At 37.2% G+C, this 17,895-nt stretch carries 19 protein-coding genes and 1 other annotated feature; all 19 genes read left to right on the top strand.

Annotation, left to right across the window (positions count from 1 at the left end; translation table 11 throughout):
- The first annotated feature begins 126 nt into the window (after positions 1-126).
- Positions 127-1,404 carry a cell division protein FtsA gene (gene ftsA / locus BN1243_RS05080; protein ID WP_062105154.1) on the top strand — a complete coding sequence of 426 codons (1,278 nt, stop codon included), beginning with the start codon at positions 127-129 and terminating at the stop codon, positions 1,402-1,404.
- A gap of 36 nt (positions 1,405-1,440) precedes the next feature.
- Positions 1,441-2,577, top strand: a complete 1,137-nt coding sequence (gene ftsZ, locus BN1243_RS05075) for a cell division protein FtsZ (RefSeq protein WP_062105153.1) — start codon at positions 1,441-1,443, stop codon at positions 2,575-2,577.
- A gap of 268 nt (positions 2,578-2,845) precedes the next feature.
- Entirely contained in the window at positions 2,846-3,769 is a 924-nt protein-coding gene (gene spoIIGA / locus BN1243_RS05070) for a sigma-E processing peptidase SpoIIGA (protein ID WP_062105152.1), read from the top strand.
- A 41-nt stretch (positions 3,770-3,810) separates the two neighbouring features.
- Positions 3,811-4,530 (top strand): RNA polymerase sporulation sigma factor SigE, encoded by a 720-nt coding sequence (gene sigE / locus BN1243_RS05065; RefSeq protein ID WP_062105151.1) that lies wholly within the window; start codon positions 3,811-3,813, stop codon positions 4,528-4,530.
- Positions 4,531-4,684: 154 nt separating this feature from the next.
- Entirely contained in the window at positions 4,685-5,461 is a 777-nt protein-coding gene (sigG, locus tag BN1243_RS05060) for an RNA polymerase sporulation sigma factor SigG (protein WP_062105150.1), read from the top strand.
- A 139-nt stretch (positions 5,462-5,600) separates the two neighbouring features.
- Positions 5,601-5,876 carry a YlmC/YmxH family sporulation protein gene (locus BN1243_RS05055; RefSeq protein WP_062105149.1) on the top strand — a complete coding sequence of 92 codons (276 nt, stop codon included), beginning with the start codon at positions 5,601-5,603 and terminating at the stop codon, positions 5,874-5,876.
- Between the two features lie 113 nt (positions 5,877-5,989).
- Positions 5,990-6,661, top strand: coding sequence for a YggS family pyridoxal phosphate-dependent enzyme (locus BN1243_RS05050; RefSeq protein WP_062110420.1), 672 nt, complete (start codon positions 5,990-5,992; stop codon positions 6,659-6,661).
- Between the two features lie 17 nt (positions 6,662-6,678).
- On the top strand, positions 6,679-7,125 hold the full coding sequence (locus BN1243_RS05045; protein WP_062105148.1) for a cell division protein SepF: 447 nt from the start codon (positions 6,679-6,681) through the stop codon (positions 7,123-7,125).
- Positions 7,126-7,129: 4 nt separating this feature from the next.
- Positions 7,130-7,390, top strand: a complete 261-nt coding sequence (locus BN1243_RS05040; RefSeq protein ID WP_062105147.1) for a YggT family protein — start codon at positions 7,130-7,132, stop codon at positions 7,388-7,390.
- Positions 7,391-7,416: 26 nt separating this feature from the next.
- A complete protein-coding gene (locus BN1243_RS05035) occupies positions 7,417-8,193 on the top strand; it encodes a YlmH family RNA-binding protein (protein WP_062105146.1) in 777 nt (258 codons plus the stop codon).
- Positions 8,194-8,285: 92 nt separating this feature from the next.
- On the top strand, positions 8,286-8,795 hold the full coding sequence (locus BN1243_RS05030; RefSeq protein WP_062105145.1) for a DivIVA domain-containing protein: 510 nt from the start codon (positions 8,286-8,288) through the stop codon (positions 8,793-8,795).
- Positions 8,796-8,850: 55 nt separating this feature from the next.
- Positions 8,851-9,079: a binding site (T-box leader), on the top strand.
- Between the two features lie 51 nt (positions 9,080-9,130).
- Positions 9,131-11,890: an isoleucine--tRNA ligase gene (gene ileS, locus BN1243_RS05025; RefSeq protein WP_062110418.1), complete on the top strand. Its 2,760-nt coding sequence runs from the start codon at positions 9,131-9,133 to the stop codon at positions 11,888-11,890.
- A gap of 367 nt (positions 11,891-12,257) precedes the next feature.
- Positions 12,258-12,581 carry a hypothetical protein gene (locus BN1243_RS05020; protein ID WP_062105144.1) on the top strand — a complete coding sequence of 108 codons (324 nt, stop codon included), beginning with the start codon at positions 12,258-12,260 and terminating at the stop codon, positions 12,579-12,581.
- Positions 12,582-12,979: 398 nt separating this feature from the next.
- A complete protein-coding gene (locus BN1243_RS05015) occupies positions 12,980-13,897 on the top strand; it encodes an RpnC/YadD family protein (RefSeq protein WP_062105143.1) in 918 nt (305 codons plus the stop codon).
- A gap of 311 nt (positions 13,898-14,208) precedes the next feature.
- Entirely contained in the window at positions 14,209-14,589 is a 381-nt protein-coding gene (locus BN1243_RS05010; RefSeq protein WP_062105142.1) for a hypothetical protein, read from the top strand.
- A 142-nt stretch (positions 14,590-14,731) separates the two neighbouring features.
- Positions 14,732-15,208: a signal peptidase II gene (lspA, locus tag BN1243_RS05005; RefSeq protein ID WP_062105141.1), complete on the top strand. Its 477-nt coding sequence runs from the start codon at positions 14,732-14,734 to the stop codon at positions 15,206-15,208.
- Entirely contained in the window at positions 15,195-16,103 is a 909-nt protein-coding gene (locus BN1243_RS05000; RefSeq protein WP_062105140.1) for an RluA family pseudouridine synthase, read from the top strand. Before lspA ends, BN1243_RS05000 begins: the two co-directional genes overlap by 14 nt.
- Before the next feature lie 170 nt (positions 16,104-16,273).
- Entirely contained in the window at positions 16,274-16,810 is a 537-nt protein-coding gene (gene pyrR, locus BN1243_RS04995; protein ID WP_062105139.1) for a bifunctional pyr operon transcriptional regulator/uracil phosphoribosyltransferase PyrR, read from the top strand.
- Between the two features lie 187 nt (positions 16,811-16,997).
- On the top strand, positions 16,998-17,894 hold the full coding sequence (locus BN1243_RS04990) for an aspartate carbamoyltransferase catalytic subunit (protein WP_062105138.1): 897 nt from the start codon (positions 16,998-17,000) through the stop codon (positions 17,892-17,894).
- Position 17,895 lies beyond the last annotated feature (1 nt).

Raw genomic sequence — 17,895 nt, 5'->3', positions numbered from 1 at the left:
GATAAACAGGAAATTTCAAATAGATGACGAATTATCTTATTAATGAAGCAAAATTCAAGGATGATCATAAATGAATGAAATAGAAAATAGTAAATTAACTAGAATTTTACAAGGGGGTACCATAGTATGAACAATGAAATTTTTGTCAGCCTAGATATTGGTACATCCACTGTTAAGGTCATTATTGGGGAAATGTCCAATCATTCACTCAATGTGATTGGAGTAGGGACAGCAAAATCCGAAGGGCTTAGGAAAGGATCCATTGTTGATATTGATAAAACTGTTCATTCAATTCGAAAAGCAGTTGAGCAGGCCGAAAGAATGATTGGAATGCAGATCAAGCAAGTCATTGTCGGGATTGCTGGAAACCAGGTTGGCCTTCAGCCTTGTCATGGAGTCGTTGCCGTTTCAAGCGAAAACAGGGAAATAACCAATGAAGATGTTTCAAGAGTAATTGATGCAGCAGAAGTTGTCTCCATTCCCCCCGAAAGGGAAATTATCAATATTCTACCTCTACAATTTATTGTTGATGGCCTAGATGAAATTACCGATCCGCGAGGAATGATCGGAGTACGCCTAGAAATGGAAGGTATTATCATAACAGGATCTAAAACGAACTTACATAATACACTCCGCTGCGTTGAGAAGGCAGGTCTTGAGATTGTTGATATTGTTCTACAACCGATTGCTGCTGCTTCCGCTGCTCTATCAAAAGATGAAGAAAGTTTAGGCACTGCTTTAATTGATATAGGTGGCGGCTCTACTGGACTTACAGTTTTTGAGAACGGCTATATCAAAGGTACTACCGTTATTCCCGTTGGCGGAGATAACATTACAAAAGATTTATCAATTGGCCTTAGGACAGCAACTGAGGATGCTGAGAAAATTAAAAGAAAACATGGTCATGCTTATTACAATGATGCTTCAGAAGATGAAGTTTTCAGTGTACCTATTATAGGAAGTGATCAACATCAGCAATTTAATCAATTAGAGTTGTCTGATATAATAGAAGCTAGAGTTCAAGAAATATTTGAACTTATTCAAAGAGAGTTAGTCCAAATGAATGTGTCTGACTTACCTGGTGGTTTCGTACTAACGGGTGGAGTAGCCAATATGCCTGGGGTAATGGAATTAGCCCAAGATATTTTTCAAAACCGAGTTAGAGTCGCAATCCCAGATTATATTGGAGTACGCGAGACACAATATACTACCGCTGTTGGCTTAATAAAATACGCTTATAAGAATGCAAGATTAGAAGGAAGAGAGATTGGATCAGAGCCAGTTCAATATGAAGCGATCGAAAAAAGACCAGTAAAAGCTGTACAAAATAAAAAGAATGAAATACATCCAGATGAAAAGATTGCCACAAAAGTTAAAAAGTTTTTTGGAAGCTTTTTCGAGTAGGCATCCCAGTCATTAAACAAAATAGGAGGATATGCCATGTTGGATTTCGACACTAATTTAGATTCGTTAGCAACCATAAAAGTAGTTGGGGTAGGTGGAGGCGGTAATAACGCTGTGAACAGAATGATTGAGCATGATGTTCAAGGTGTGGAGTTTATTGCCGTAAATACAGATGCACAGGCACTTAATCTATCGAAAGCAGAAACAAAAATGCAAATTGGCGCCAAGCTTACGAGAGGTCTTGGGGCAGGAGCTAATCCAGAAGTAGGTAAAAAGGCTGCTGAAGAAAGTAAAGAACAAATTGAAGAAGCACTAAAAGGTGCTGATATGGTATTTGTTACGGCAGGTATGGGTGGCGGAACAGGTACAGGTGCAGCACCTGTTATTGCAAAAATCGCTAAGGATCTTGGTGCTTTAACGGTTGGAGTTGTAACAAGACCATTTACTTTCGAAGGTAGAAAACGTTCAAACCAAGCTAGTGGCGGAATAGGTGCCATGAAGGAAGCGGTAGATACTTTAATTGTCATTCCAAATGATAGACTATTGGAGATTGTTGATAAAAGTACTCCTATGCTTGAAGCTTTCAGAGAGGCTGATAATGTTCTACGACAAGGTGTGCAAGGGATCTCAGATCTAATTGCTGTTCCAGGATTAATCAACCTCGACTTTGCTGATGTTAAAACGATCATGACGGATAAAGGCTCTGCGTTAATGGGAATCGGGGTAGCCGGAGGAGAAAACAGGGCAGCAGAAGCAGCGAAAAAAGCTATTTCTTCACCACTTCTCGAAACATCAATTGATGGAGCTCAAGGGGTTTTGATGAATATTTCTGGTGGAAGTAACCTCAGTCTTTACGAGGTGCAAGAAGCAGCTGATATAGTTGCTTCCGCAACTGACCAAGAAGTAAATATGATTTTTGGTTCCGTCATTAATGAGGATCTAAAAGATGAAATTATCGTGACTGTAATTGCTACTGGTTTTGATGAAGCAGTTGTTCAGCCAAAGAAAACTAGGCCTGTTTTAGGACAAGTGAAACAACCGGTAAACCAGGCTTCACATAATACTCGTGAGCATAAAAGAGAGGAAGCTGAACCAGTCCGTACTGGAGGGCAATCTGTCGAGGATACTTTAGATATTCCGACATTTTTGAGAAATAGAAATAGAAGAAGATAATAATGTAGCGATATCTTTTCTATAAAGATAAAATGCTAAACAAAAAAGTACTCCACACGCAAAATGCTTGTGGAGTACTTTTTATATGTAAGCATCCTTCTTTTTGACATACTTCGAACAAAAGAGTGAAAACTTCCATATTTTCCGTTACAGGATGTGACACAATCCCAATTATTTGTGTTCTATACTGTTAATTAACAAGCGAAAAAATAGGACAAGCATAGGATGAGTCTTTTTCTCTACATAGAAATTGAAGAGGGGGAGGGTATTGGTCGTATACTTGGATATTATTTGGATTTTGAACTTTTTAGTGGACAGTTTCCTCTTATGGGCAACCGCCATCTTTTTAAAAAGACGTATTCATCCTATGAGAATTCTACTTGGGGGATTATTGGGATCTTTATTAATACTACTTGCGATCACACCCGTCTCCACCTGGGCGAGTCATCCTCTAACAAAAGCCGTTTTTTCTGTTTTAATGGTATTGATTGCCTTTGGCTATAAAAGGATGTCTACTTATATATCAACCTTATTTACATTTTATTTTTCTACATTTTTGATGGGAGGCATTTTAATTGGTGTCCATTTTTTCCTAACCTTTAACTTGGAACTAAAATCAATCGTGATACTAGAAAGCATTCGAGGGTATGGAGATCCAATTAGCTGGCTGTTTATTATGGGAGCATTTCCGGTTGCATGGTACTTTTCGAAAAAAAGATTAGATGGTCTTACTATGACTAATATTCAATATGATGTTCTTTATGATGTTTCGATTAAAATTAATGGAATTTTAATCGAAATAAAAGGACTCATCGATAGTGGGAATCAACTTTATGATCCGATTTCAAGAAAGCCTGTCATAATCGTTTCTGTTGTACCAATTAAGGATGAGGTTCCAGATGAGATTTTATTGGTGGCCGACGAAAACAATGATTTGTTTACGGCAACAGCACAACTCCCTGTTGAATGGAGTGATCTCATGCGCTTAATTCCTGCCAAAACTTTAGGAAACAATAATCAATTACTTTGTGCATTTAAACCGGAATTTATTTCTGTGAAAGATCCCAATGGAAGGGAAGCTCAAAAAGACGCTTTACTCGTATTCACGACACAAAAATTGTCAAGTGATGATGCTTTTCAGTGCATATTACACCCTAAAATGGCTGTTGATCTAGTACACTCGGCATCTTAAATAGATTTGCTTCATCTAGAAAAGTAAAAGGAGGATTATTTTTGAAACGACTTCGATTACGCATTCAATATTACTGGTATCGCTTCCTAACAAAAATCGGTCTAAAATCTGATGAAGTTTTTTATATAGGTGGCAGTGAAGCTTTACCTCCCCCATTATCGAAAGATGAGGAAGAAGTTTTACTTGAGAAACTGCCTAATGGTGATAAAGCTGCTCGATCGATCTTAATTGAAAGAAATCTTCGTCTCGTTGTCTATATCGCAAGGAAATTCGAAAATACTGGAATTAATATTGAAGATTTAATTAGTATAGGAACCATTGGCTTAATAAAAGCTGTCAACACTTTCAATCCTGAAAAGAAGATCAAACTTGCAACCTATGCATCTCGTTGTATTGAAAATGAAATTCTAATGTATTTACGGAGGAATAATAAAACAAGATCCGAAGTTTCATTTGATGAGCCTTTGAATATCGATTGGGACGGTAATGAATTATTATTATCTGATGTATTAGGGACAGAGGAAGACATCATAACGAAAGATCTAGAAGCAAATGTTGATAAAAAATTACTATTATCTGCACTGACAAAATTATCAGATCGTGAAAAACAAATCATGGAGTTGAGATTTGGATTAAATGGGGAAGAAGAGAAGACGCAAAAGGATGTAGCAGATCATTTAGGTATTTCTCAATCCTATATTTCACGACTTGAAAAAAGGATTATTAAAAGATTAAGAAAGGAGTTTAATAAAATGGTTTAATAAAAATTTTAGCACTAGCAAATACCTAAAATAACCAGGATTAGTAAGGGGTAGGGTGCTTTTAAAGATAAAACCATGGAAAAACCTCATGCATAGATTTTTCTCTCACGGAGATACTTATTTTGTACAACAGCTCCTGCAAGGAGGGAAAAAGTTGAAGCGAAATAAGGTAGAGATATGCGGTGTGGATACTTCCAAGCTCCCTGTACTCAAAAACGAAGAAATGCGGGAACTTTTAAAACAAATGCAGGACGGGGATCTCTCAGCCCGAGAAAAGCTAGTAAATGGTAACTTGCGGCTTGTTTTAAGTGTTATTCAACGCTTTAACAACAGAGGGGAATATGTGGATGATTTATTCCAAGTTGGGTGCATCGGCTTAATGAAATCAATTGATAATTTTGATTTAAGTCAAAATGTAAGATTCTCAACATATGCCGTTCCGATGATTATTGGAGAAATCAGGCGCTATTTAAGGGATAATAATCCGATTCGAGTTTCCAGATCACTGCGTGATATTGCCTATAAGGCATTGCATGTACGTGAACGATTGATGGCGAAAACATCTCGTGAACCTACAGCAGAAGAAATTGCAAAAGAACTAGATATTCCACATGAAGAAGTTGTTTTTGCGATGGATGCTATTCAGGATCCAGTTTCATTATTTGAACCTATTTATAACGATGGTGGAGACCCAATTTTTGTTATGGATCAATTGAGTGACGAAAAAAATCGGGATAGTCAATGGATCGAAGAAATTGCCCTTCATGATGGTTTACAAAGATTGAATGAAAGAGAAAAAATGATTATTAGAAAACGTTTCTTTCAAGGGAAAACTCAAATGGAAGTTGCCGAGGAAATCGGGATTTCCCAAGCTCAAGTTTCCAGATTGGAAAAAGCAGCGATCAAACAAATGAATAAGAATATTCAGTAATAATGTACTTAACAAAAAGAGCTTAATTTCTTGCAAATTCATTTAGCAAGAAATTAAGCTCTTTTTCTCTTATCAATAAAGCTGGATTGCTTCGCATATATATATGATTATATATATATTCTTGAAAGTGGGGATTGCGATGGTTCGAATATCAGAATTTCAAATGAAAGACGTAGTCAATATTTCAGATGGCAGAAGACTTGGAAATGTAGCTGATATTGAAATAAATTTAGATAATGGAAAAATTGAAACAATTATTATTGGATTCTCGGGAAAACTTCTTGGTTTTTTTGGAAAAGAAGAAGAAATTATTATTCCGTGGAATCAAATTGTGAAAGTTGGCGAGGATGTTATTCTCGTTCGCCATCAAGGTCATCAATATATGCAACAACAATTGAATAGCCCTAAAAGTTAATATAACTTATCGTCAGCAGTCATTTATGGTACACTATACTAAAATATTCTTTTCCATGTTATCATAAAATTTGGAGAAATATGTTAATATTAATGATTATGGGAGTTTTTTCTGTGAAAGTAAAAGAAAATTTAACAGTTATTCAAGAGCAGATTAACTCTGCATGTGTTAAAGTTAATAGAAATCTTGAAGATATTACGATTATTGCCGTTACTAAATATGTATCCGCTGAAAGAGCTATAGAAGCAGTTGATGCAGGAATTAAGCATTTAGGTGAAAATAGAGACGATGGCCTGCTTTCCAAATGGAACATACTGGGGAACAGGCCGATATGGCATTACATTGGAAGCCTACAAACAAGAAAAGTTAAAAACGTCATTGATAAGGTTTCATTTATTCATTCCTTGGACAGGCATTCTCTAGCCAAGGAAATAAATAAGCGTGCAACAGGTAAAATTAAATGTTTTGTTCAAGTCAATGTTTCAGGTGAGGAATCTAAACACGGTATACAACCAAAGGATACACTGCAATTTATTAAAGAATTGCAGGTTTATCCTAATTTACTTGTTGTTGGCCTTATGACGATGGCACCATTGACAGACGATGAACAGCTCCTCCGCAGTTGCTTCCGCCAACTAAGGACATTGCGTGATGAAATAAAAGTGATGGAGCTCCCGCATGCACCGTGTGCAGAATTATCAATGGGGATGTCGAATGATTATAAGATTGCCATAGAGGAAGGCGCAACTTTTATAAGAATCGGAACTGCACTAGTAGGTGAATAAATTTAGGAGGTTTATTTATGGGGCTAAAGTCCAAATTCAAAAACTTCTTTCTTCTTGAAGATGAGGAATATGAATATGTTGAAGAGCCAGTAAAAGAAACATTTACAGAACAGGAAAATAAAGCTCCTGCAACTCGAAAACAGAATGTAGTGAGTATACAGAGTGTCCAAAATCAAAAGTCATCTAAAGTGATATTAATTGAGCCAAGAGTATATGCGGAAGCACAGGAAGTCGCAGATCATTTAGTGAATCGCAGAGCAGTTATTGTCAATTTGCAAAGTATTCATCATGATCAGGCGCTCCGCATTGTTGACTTTTTAAGCGGCGCTGTTTATGCATTGGGTGGGGATATTCAGAGGATCGGAAAAGACATCTTCTTATGTACACCTGATAATGTTGAAGTTTCGGGAAATATCTCAGAACTACTAAATAATCATGATTACGATGATACGAGGTGGACTTAATAATATGAATTTTGTCGTTGGCATTATTGCGCAAATTATCACTCTTTATTCATGGGCTCTTATTATCTATATATTAATGAGTTGGTTTCCTAATGCCCGTGAAACAAGTATTGGCCAGTTTCTTGCCAGGATCTGTGAACCATATTTAGAACCATTCAGAAGGTTTATTCCACCGATTGGGATGATTGATATTTCGCCATTGGCTGCTTTTTTTGTCCTAAATTTAGCTGCCTCAGGTGTTGGTGAATTAGCTAGATGGTTTTAATAAAATAATGAGCGTGGAGTGGAAATATGTCTGTCTTATACCAGCATTTTCGCCCCGAAGAAAAGGAATTTGTTGATCAAGTGTTGGAATGGAAGCAATATGTGGAGCAAACGTATTCTCCAAAATTGACCGACTTTTTGGATCCAAGAAAACAATATATTCTTCGTTCTATATTAGGGGAAAACAACGAGGTTAAGTACGAACTATATGGTGGAGCAGATCGGGCCGAGAGTAAACGAGCATTGCTTTATCCCGACTACTATCATTCGGAAATCCAAGATTTTCAGGTTGGTTTATACGAAATTGATTATCCCAAGAAGTTTCTCAAGCTTGATCATCGGATGGTTTTAGGGTCGATCATGTCATTAGGATTAAAACGTGAAAAATTTGGGGATATTATTTTTCATAAAGATATTATTCAATTTTTTATGGCTAAAGAAATGGAAGACTTTGTTTTATTCCAATTGAATCAAATTGGAAAAGCAAAGGTTTCGATAAAAAAACGAAATTTAGATCAAGTTTTACCATCAGACGAAGAATGGAAGGAATACGAAACAACAGCAAGTTCATTACGTCTTGACGTGATTTTGGCTGCCGCGTTTAATATATCCAGAAGTAAAGCACAAGACTTCATTCAGCAGTCACGGACAAAAGTAAATTGGCAAATAACCGAGCAGCTTGCTTTTGAATGTGATGAAGGAGACGTAATCTCCGCCAGGGGACTTGGAAGATGTTCTTTATTAGAAATAAAAGGAAAGACAAAAAAGGATAAACTTCGAGTAACATTAGGATTACTTAAGTAGAAGTAAAAATTTAAAAGATTCTAGCCAATATACGTCGAAATTTTGTATAATATGAATAGACATGTTGGATAGATGATAGTGGAGGTGGGCATATGGCTCTAACACCTGTAGATATACATAATAAGGAATTTGGCAGGGGATTCCGCGGGTATGATGAAGATGAAGTCAATGAGTTTCTGAACCAGGTCATAAAAGAGTTCGAAATCATTATCCGTGAAAAAAAGGAATTGGAAGATAAATTATCTTCTATGGACGAACGCCTTGGACATTTCAGCACAATTGAAGACACTTTACATAAATCAATTGTTGTTGCCCAGGAAGCTGCAGAAGAAGTAAAAAGCAATGCTCAAAAGGAAGCTAAATTAATCATCCGCGAAGCTGAAAAAAATGCGGATCGAATTGTCAATGAGGCATTGTCAAAAGCCCGTAAGATTGCTCTTGAAATTGAAGACTTGAAAAAACAATCGAAAGTATTCAGAACAAGATTTAAAATGTTAGTTGAAGCCCAACTTGATTTGCTTGACAATGATGATTGGGACAAGCTAATGGAATACGACGTAGACTCAACTGATATGCCTGTTCTAAAAGAAATAAGTAAGTGATATTGACGAAGCTTCATTAATTGACATATAATGATGCTTAATTCATTATTTTTATATGTAAATGATGACAGGGAAAGTACATTTTCACTATGTTAGCAGCGATTCAGGGATGGTGGAAGCCTGAAACGATAGGAAAATCGAAGATCACCCTCGAGTTCTTGACTTGAAAGCTTTTTAGCAAGTAAATGATAGCGTACATTCCTCGATACGGAAATCAAAGCGGACAACAAGATTGTTGTCAATTCGGGTGGTACCGCGGGAAATTATACCTTCTCGTCCCTTTTCAGGGATGGGAAGGTTTTTTAATGTTTATTAGAAAGCAAGGAGGAAAATCAGTGGATTATAAAGATACATTGCTTATGCCAAAAACAGAATTTCCAATGAGAGGAAATTTACCTAAGAGAGAACCAGAAATACAAGCACGTTGGGAAGAACAAGAAATTTATAAAAAGGTTCAGGAAAGAACAAAAGATCGTCCGCTTTATGTTTTGCATGATGGACCACCATATGCAAACGGAAACTTGCATATGGGGCACGCGTTAAATAAAACTCTCAAAGATTTTATTGTTCGCTATAAATCAATGAGTGGCTATTGTGCACCATATGTACCTGGTTGGGATACACATGGTTTGCCGATTGAGCAGGCTTTGACAAATAAAGGTGTCAAGCGGAAGGAAATGTCAGTTAAGGAGTTTAGGGAGCTTTGTGCAAAATACGCTTATGAACAAATTGACAATCAAAGAACCGAATTTAAACGTCTTGGTGTTCGTGGGGATTGGGATAATCCGTATATCACCCTTAAACCAGAATTTGAAGCGCAACAAATTTTAGTATTTGGTGAAATGGCGAAGAAAGGCTATATCTATAAAGGGAAAAAACCAGTTTATTGGTCCCCTTCAAGTGAATCTGCCTTAGCAGAGGCTGAAATTGAATATCAAGATAAACGTTCTGCATCGATTTACGTAAGTTTTGCAGTTACGGACGGAAAAGGTGTCTTGGAAGAAGGGACGAATATTGTCATCTGGACAACAACACCTTGGACAATTCCTGCAAACCTCGCCATTTCTGTTCACCCAGATTTGAATTATGTAGTTGTTGAAACGGCTGGGGATAAATATCTTGTTGGAGAAGCTTTATTAGAATCTGTCAAGCAAACAGTTGGTTGGGAAGATGTAAAAATCCTTAACTCTTTAAAAGGATCTGAATTAGAGTATGTTGTAACGAAACATCCAATTTACGACCGTTCATCTCTAGTAATTTTAGGGGAACATGTTACAACGGAATCTGGTACAGGTTGCGTTCATACAGCCCCAGGTCATGGGGAAGATGACTTCTATGTCGGACAAAAATATGGTCTTGACGTCCTTTGTCCTGTCGATGATAAAGGGGTTATGACAGAAGAAGCACCAGGATTTTCCGGTCTATTTTATGATCAAGCGAACAAACCAATTACTGAAAAATTGAAAGAAGTAGGTGCATTATTGCATCTTGAGTTCTTTACCCATTCATACCCACACGATTGGCGGACGAAGAAACCAGTTATTTTCCGAGCCACTGCGCAATGGTTTGCTTCGATTAAGGATTTCCGTGACGATCTTCTAGAAGCGATCAAAGAAGTCAAATGGGTTCCAGGATGGGGTGAAACTCGACTCTTTAATATGGTAAGAGATCGCGGTGATTGGTGTATTTCCCGCCAGCGAGTCTGGGGAGTACCAATTCCTGTCTTTTATGCGGAAAATGGGGAAGAAATTATTACGGATGAAACGATCCAACATGTCGCAGCTTTATTTAGAGAACACGGATCAAATATTTGGTTTGAAAAAGAAGCGAAAGAACTTCTTCCAGAAGGATTTACACATCCGGGCAGTCCTAATGGAAATTTCACAAAAGAAACAGATATTATGGATGTTTGGTTTGACTCAGGCTCGACTCACCAAGCTGTGTTAGTTGAGCGCGATGATTTACAACGACCAGCCGATCTTTATTTAGAAGGCTCTGACCAATATCGCGGTTGGTTTAACTCATCTTTAACAACTTCCGTAGCTGTTACAGGTAAGGCACCTTATAAAGGCGTTTTAAGCCATGGGTTTGTTAATGATGGTGAAGGCCGCAAAATGAGTAAGTCGATCGGGAACGTGATTGTTCCTGCTAAGATTGCGAACCAGTATGGCGCTGAAATTATTCGACTATGGGTTTCTTCCGTTGATTATCAGGCTGATGTTCGAATCTCCGATGAAATTTTAAAACAAGTAAGTGAAGTCTATCGGAAGATAAGAAATACTTTCCGCTTCTTACTTGGGAATTTGGCTGACTTTAACCCAGAAACGGATGCTATAGAGTACAATCAGCTTCGAGAAGTGGATCAGTTCTTACTTGTTCGTTTAAATCGTTTAGTTAAAAAAGTTCGCAATGCTTTTGAAAACTATGACTTTATGACGATTTATCATGAAGTAAATAATTTCTGTACACTTGATTTAAGTTCGTTTTATATGGATTTTGCAAAAGATGTTCTTTACATTGAAGCTAAGGACAATTATGAACGTCGTGCGATGCAGACAGTCATGTATGAAAGTGTCGTAACACTTTCAAAACTGCTATCGCCAATTTTACCGCATACCGCTGATGAAGTTTGGTCGTTTATTCCTGGTGTTAGTGAAGAGAGCGTCCAGCTAACCGATATTCCTGACTATAAGGAATTAGAAAATGCCGATGAGCTTGAAGTAAAATGGTCTAAGTTCCTAGAGCTTCGTGATGATGTTTTAAAAGCTTTGGAAGAAGCGCGAAATAAAAAGATCATCGGTAAATCATTAACAGCAAAAGTAACATTATATGTTAATGACGAAACAAAAGCTTTATTGGATAGTCTTAAAGAAAGTATGAAACAGTTGTTTATCGTTTCCGGCTTTGAAGTCGCTGGCTCGATAGAACAAGCTCCAGAAGACACTTTGAAACTTGAACATGCAGCGATCGTCGTTGAAAAGGCAGAAGGCGAAACATGTGAAAGATGCTGGGTTGTTACACCAGATGTTGGTGCGGATAGTGACCATCCGACACTTTGCCCGCGTTGTGCTGCGGTTGTAAAGGAAAATTATTAATAAGCAAAGAACCCCTCATGGTAGATTCACAAGTGATCTACCATGAGGGGTTCTTTCTTTTGCGGAATTTATTTCTGCAAGTAATCCTTTATACCGAAGCACATAATGAATGTTTAAATCTGTTTATTCCGTTGTTTAAACACTTTTTATGGAAGTTTCAGAAAGGGTGAAACCCTTTGTAATATATTTCCGTCTTGTATTGCAAAGGGAAAATGTAGGCGCTGTAAATAAAGAAGGTATTTTCTCATAAACATGAAAAAGGTAAGAGCAGTAAAATGATTTTCATAAAATTGTTTCTCATAGAGTTATATTTTGTATTTGTACAATTTTATGTTTGGAGAGGGAACTTTGTTATAGGGGGTAGATTATGAGATTACCGTTCATTTTATTTCTATCAATTATGATGTTAACGGGTTGCGGTCAAACAGTCACGGAGAAAGTAGGAGATGACCCTGTGAACGGTTCGGGAAATGATATTTATTCGGTTCAGGAAACACTATTAAAGCTAGCTGAGCAGGGGGAGTTGGATATTTTTGCAGTTGGAATAGATGATAGGGACATTAAGAATAAGAAACTTAATGTTTACCTCACTCAAGAAGCATACGAAAAATGCAAAGATGTTATTCTTCAATACATTCAAGAAGATGATGTTAATTTTTCTATAGGTGAATTCGAGCTTATAGAGCAGTAATTATGAGGGTCTTTATTAATTCCATTCTTAAATTGCAGAAAAGGGAAGAGTGGAAATTATTCGTAAAATCTAGTAAACAAATAAAGTCCTGTCCATCAGTCTGTTAATGATTTAATGAACTGGGGGTAACGGCACAGATTCCCTCTTAGAGGCTCCGAATGATCTACTAGGAGGGGACTTTTTTGTAAATTGTAGCATAGAAATCGCATATGTAGAAGAAATATATTGGGCAACAAAAAAGAAATATATGGGGTCAATACATAAAAATATTTATGAAAAAAGAAAAATGGCTCATATTTTTATATTAGCAATTCATACGATTTATCTTTCCGATCTAGAAGGAAGATCATAGCATTTGTCGAATTTTGTATATAGAACAAAGAAAGGTGTTGATATGATTGGCTCATCAGGTTCCAAAATACGATCAACTTTGGAAGGAAGTGATTACCGAGTTATTTGAAGATTTTTTATTGTTTTTTGCACCAGATTTGTATGAAGAGATTGATTTTTCCAATCCTCCAGAATTTCTCGAACAAGAACTTAAAACTATTTTCCCAGAAGCTGATAGTAATGACAGGGTAGCAGATAAATTGGTTAGAGTCCAGTTGAACGGCGGGGAAAAGCAACTTGTTTATATCCACATTGAAATTCAAGGAGGCTACAAAAAGATTTTCCCGAAGCGTATGTTTCAATCCTTTTACCGCATACTAGATTATTACGATCAAAAAGTTTATGCGCTTGCCTTGCAAACTGGGGAAAGAGCTAAATATAATCAGGACCGTTTTCACTACGAATTTTTTGGAACGGAACTCACCTACCGCTATAACTCCTACGAAATTGCCATACAAGATGAATCCACGTTACTTCAGTCAGATAATCCCTTTGCTCTTGCCATTTTAGCCGGACTGTATATGATCAAAAGTAAAAAGGATGTTCATCTGAAATCTCAGTATAAAAGGAGATTGATGAGATTACTTTTACAGGATAAAATGATAAATAAGGAATATATTCGGAACTTGCTAATTTTTATTGATCACATTCTTCGATTGCCAGAAGAAGAGGAGATAAAAGTAATCGATGAAATCGAACCCATATTGGAAAAGGAGGACAGATTGATGGGACTTTCTTTAGAGGATACGTCGTTTGCCAAGTTTTTTCGGAAAGAGGGATTTGAAGAGGGACTAGAAAAAGGCAGGGAAAAGGAAAAGGTAGAAATTGCTGTGAAACTACTCATAAAAGGAGATTCGATCGAAGAAGTTGTTACTATTACGGGCTTACCGGAGCAAAAAGTGGAAGAATTAAAAGAGAAGATCTAGGTCTCCGAAAACACTCTCATAAAAGGTGCCTGATCCCCAGTCTATTAATGCATTATGACTAAGGGACAGGCACTACTTTTATGAAGAGGCGATAATAAAAAGTTAAAGCGATTGTCAAAACCCCTATATTCAATTGGTCATATCATTTATAAAAATTTTAATAAAGATGTTGCCTAATTAAGGATAACCCTTTCAGTCATATACTGAAAATAAAGGTTATCCTTTCTCTTTTATACTAGAAATACCGAAGCGAAGATTAATGAAACTAATACATAGAGTTTTTCGTCTAATCACAAAAGGGAGTGTTAAGAATGAAGACAATCAGTCTAGTAGTTGTTTCCGCAGTTTTTTTATTAGGGCTATTCGCTTGTTCTAACGAAACAGGAAATAATGGCCAAAGTGTTGGTAATACAAGCGAACAGAACAATATGAAGGATGTCAGAGAAAATGTTTGGGGGCAATTGTCCTCTCAGCAAAAGGAACAAATTGAAGACAGTTGGCAGGATGCAAAGGTGTCTAAAATCACTTTGACTAAAACGATGATGACTCTGGTTGAGGATAAATCATATGAAGGGAAAGAAGTGTATTTGATTGACTTTCCGACAAAAGAAAAGTCTAGATTACCTAATAATTTGATTGTTTATGCTGATTTGGATACGTTCGACTATATTGGCGATGGTCTCGTAGATTAAAATACAAATTTAAGCTGAACGGAATGTGTTTTTACAAAAGGCAATTATGAAATTTATTTAAATGAGTGGAAAAGTTCATACCACTCCTGTTTGTATGCTAAAATACTAAAGAAATGACTCACTTTGAATCGGGGGTTAGGATGTGGCGTTTTACTTAGTGGCCTTATTTATTATTGCGCTTGATCAGTTTACAAAATGGTTGATTGTTCGAAATATGATTCCAGGAGAAAGCATTCCGATCATTCACAACTTCTTTTACATAACTTCGCATAGAAACCGCGGAGCTGCTTGGGGGATTTTGCAAGACCAAATGTGGCTCTTTTATATCATTACGGTCGTTGTTGTGATTGCCATTATTTATTATCTGGAAAAACATGCTAAAGGTAAATTTCTATTTCAACTTAGTCTATGTTTTATATTAGGCGGAGCAATTGGTAATTTTATCGACCGTTTATTTCGAAAAGAAGTTGTCGATTTTATAGATACATACATTTTTTCGTATGATTTTCCGATTTTTAATGTCGCTGATTCAGCCCTTACGATTGGAGTAGGACTTATGTTTATTCAGCTCATATTAGAAAGTAAGGAAGACAAGGAGAAAGCAAATGAAGCAAATTAATCATTATATAACTGCGGAGCAAAAAGGTGAACGTTTAGATAAGGTTATTACAGCCTTGAATAACGAATGGTCACGCTCCCAAGTTCAGCAATGGATCCGTGATGGAATTGTCGAAGTAAATGGGAAGAAGGAAAAAGCCAACTATAAATGTGGTGAAAATGATCATTTACTTATTTCAATACCAGAGCCAGAGCCGTTAGATGTACTGCCTGAAAAGATGGACTTAGATATTTATTACGAGGATGAAGATGTGATCGTCGTTAACAAGCCGAAAGGAATGGTTGTCCACCCTGCACCTGGACATTCCACAGGAACACTTGTTAATGGTTTAATGGCCCATTGTCACGATTTGTCTGGAATTAATGGTGTTTTACGCCCCGGAATTGTTCACCGTATTGATAAAGACACATCTGGTTTATTAATGGTGGCGAAAAATGATTATGCCCACGAGCATCTTGTTAATCAATTAGTAGAAAAAAGTGTGACTCGTAAATACTTCGCCCTTGTTCACGGTGTCATTCCCCATGATCATGGAACAATTGATGCGCCTATTGCCCGCGATAAAGATGACAGGCAAAACATGACAGTCGTAGATGGCGGAAAGCATGCCGTGACTCATTTCCAAGTTTTGGAACGTTTAGATCCATATACATTTGTTGAGTGTGTATTAGAAACGGGCCGAACACACCAGATTCGCGTTCATATGAAATATATTGGATACCCACTTGTAGGAGATCCAAAATATGGCCCTCGTAAAACTTTAGATATGGGTGGACAAGTTCTCCATGCAGGTATACTTGGGTTTATCCATCCGAGAAAAGAAGAGTACATGGAGTTTTCGGCTCCGCTACCAGATTACTATCACGACCTTTTGGAAAAGTTAAGAAGAAAATGATTGACAAGAAATGCATAAAGGACTATAGTATTTGTAGTTACATATGAACCTTTAATTTAGTCCTGTGAGGCTATGAAGGGATACAAAACCAGTTTTGAGATTTTGGATTCGTATACCCTCATGCCTTTCGGTGTGAGGGTTTTTCATTTCTTCAAAAGAGGTGAACCATCGTGGAAAAAACAGTCGTTTTAGATGAAAAAGCAATTCAAAGAGCATTGACTAGAATTGCTCACGAAATCATCGAAAGAAACAAAGGGATTGAAAATTGTATATTAGTTGGGATCAAAACAAGAGGTATCCACATAGCTAATCGTCTAGCTAAGAGAATTGAGCAGATTGAAGGGCAAGCAATCCCCGTTGGTGAATTGGATATAACTCTTTATCGTGATGACCTGACATATAAAACTGAAGATGCGGAACCTGAAGTGAAAGACTCCGATTTACCAGTTAATATTACCGAGAAAAAAGTGATCCTTGCTGATGATGTATTGTACACAGGCCGGACAGTGAGAGCCGCGATGGATGCACTTGTTGATTTTGGTCGTCCTTCTGCTGTTCAACTTGCTGTATTGGTTGATAGAGGACATCGCGAATTACCGATTCGAGCTGATTTTATCGGGAAAAATATTCCAACTTCAAGTCAAGAGCGAATAGTCGTTGAATTGATGGAAGTAGATGACCTAGATCAAGTTAGTATTCAAAAATAAAATATTCCCTTTTAAAGACAGTCCTGTGAGACTGGCAAAGGGAGGTAAATAGGAAGCTGTCTCTAGCTGCTTATTTTTAGTACCCTCTTTGTCACGAAACGGACGAAGAGGGTATTTTTTTAGAAAAGTGGAAGTGCCAGTTGGCTGGGCGCTGGAACTAACATAAAAAATAGGGAGCTGAGAAAGCATGAAACATCTATTGTCAATGAATCAATTAACAACAGATGAAATAATGGAAATACTGCATCTGGCGGAATCATTTTCCAAAGGTGATGAGTGGTCTCCTACTAAAAGAACTTTTGCCGCGAATCTTTTTTTCGAACCAAGTACAAGAACGAAATCCAGTTTCGAAATGGCAGAGCGGAAAATTGGCCTGGATGTGATTCCTTTTGAAGCTGGTTTCTCGAGCACGCTTAAAGGTGAAACACTCTATGACACAGTTAAAACTTTGGAATCAATCGGAGTGAATATTGCCGTCATTCGTCATGAACAAGAGGCGTACTATAATGAATTAATTGACAAAATAAATATACCCATTGTTAATGGCGGCGATGGCTGTGGTCAACATCCAACTCAATGTTTGCTCGACCTTTTTACAATCAAGCAGGAATTTGGAACATTTAACGGCTTGAAAGTAGCCATTGTTGGGGACTTAAATCATAGCCGGGTTGCCAAATCTAATATAGACGCACTTACTGCTCTAGGTGCTGACGTCATCTTTTCCGGACCTTCTGAATGGTTTTTAAATGATCAGGAACAGGCTAAGCGCAATTTTCAAATTGACGAGATCATCGATTCTGTTGATGTATTGATGCTCTTGAGAATCCAACATGAGCGGCATTTAAGCCTTACCGCGATTACGGCCGAACAGTATCATCAAGAATATGGCTTAACGGTAGAGCGTGAAAAGAGAATGAAGCAAAGCGGTATTATCATGCACCCTGCTCCAGTTAACCGCAATGTGGAAATAGCGGATCAGCTCGTAGAATGTGAGCGATCAAGAATTTTTAAACAAATGGAAAATGGGGTCTATGTACGAATGGCTGTTTTAAGGAAATTACTAGAATTACAGGAGGGTAACTAAT

The organism is Bacillus niameyensis, assembly GCF_001375535.1.
In the GTDB taxonomy this organism is placed as follows: domain Bacteria; phylum Bacillota; class Bacilli; order Bacillales; family Bacillaceae_C; genus Lederbergia; species Lederbergia niameyensis.
Note: the sequence above shows the minus strand (reverse complement) of the source record. Positions and strands in the feature narration are given on the sequence as shown.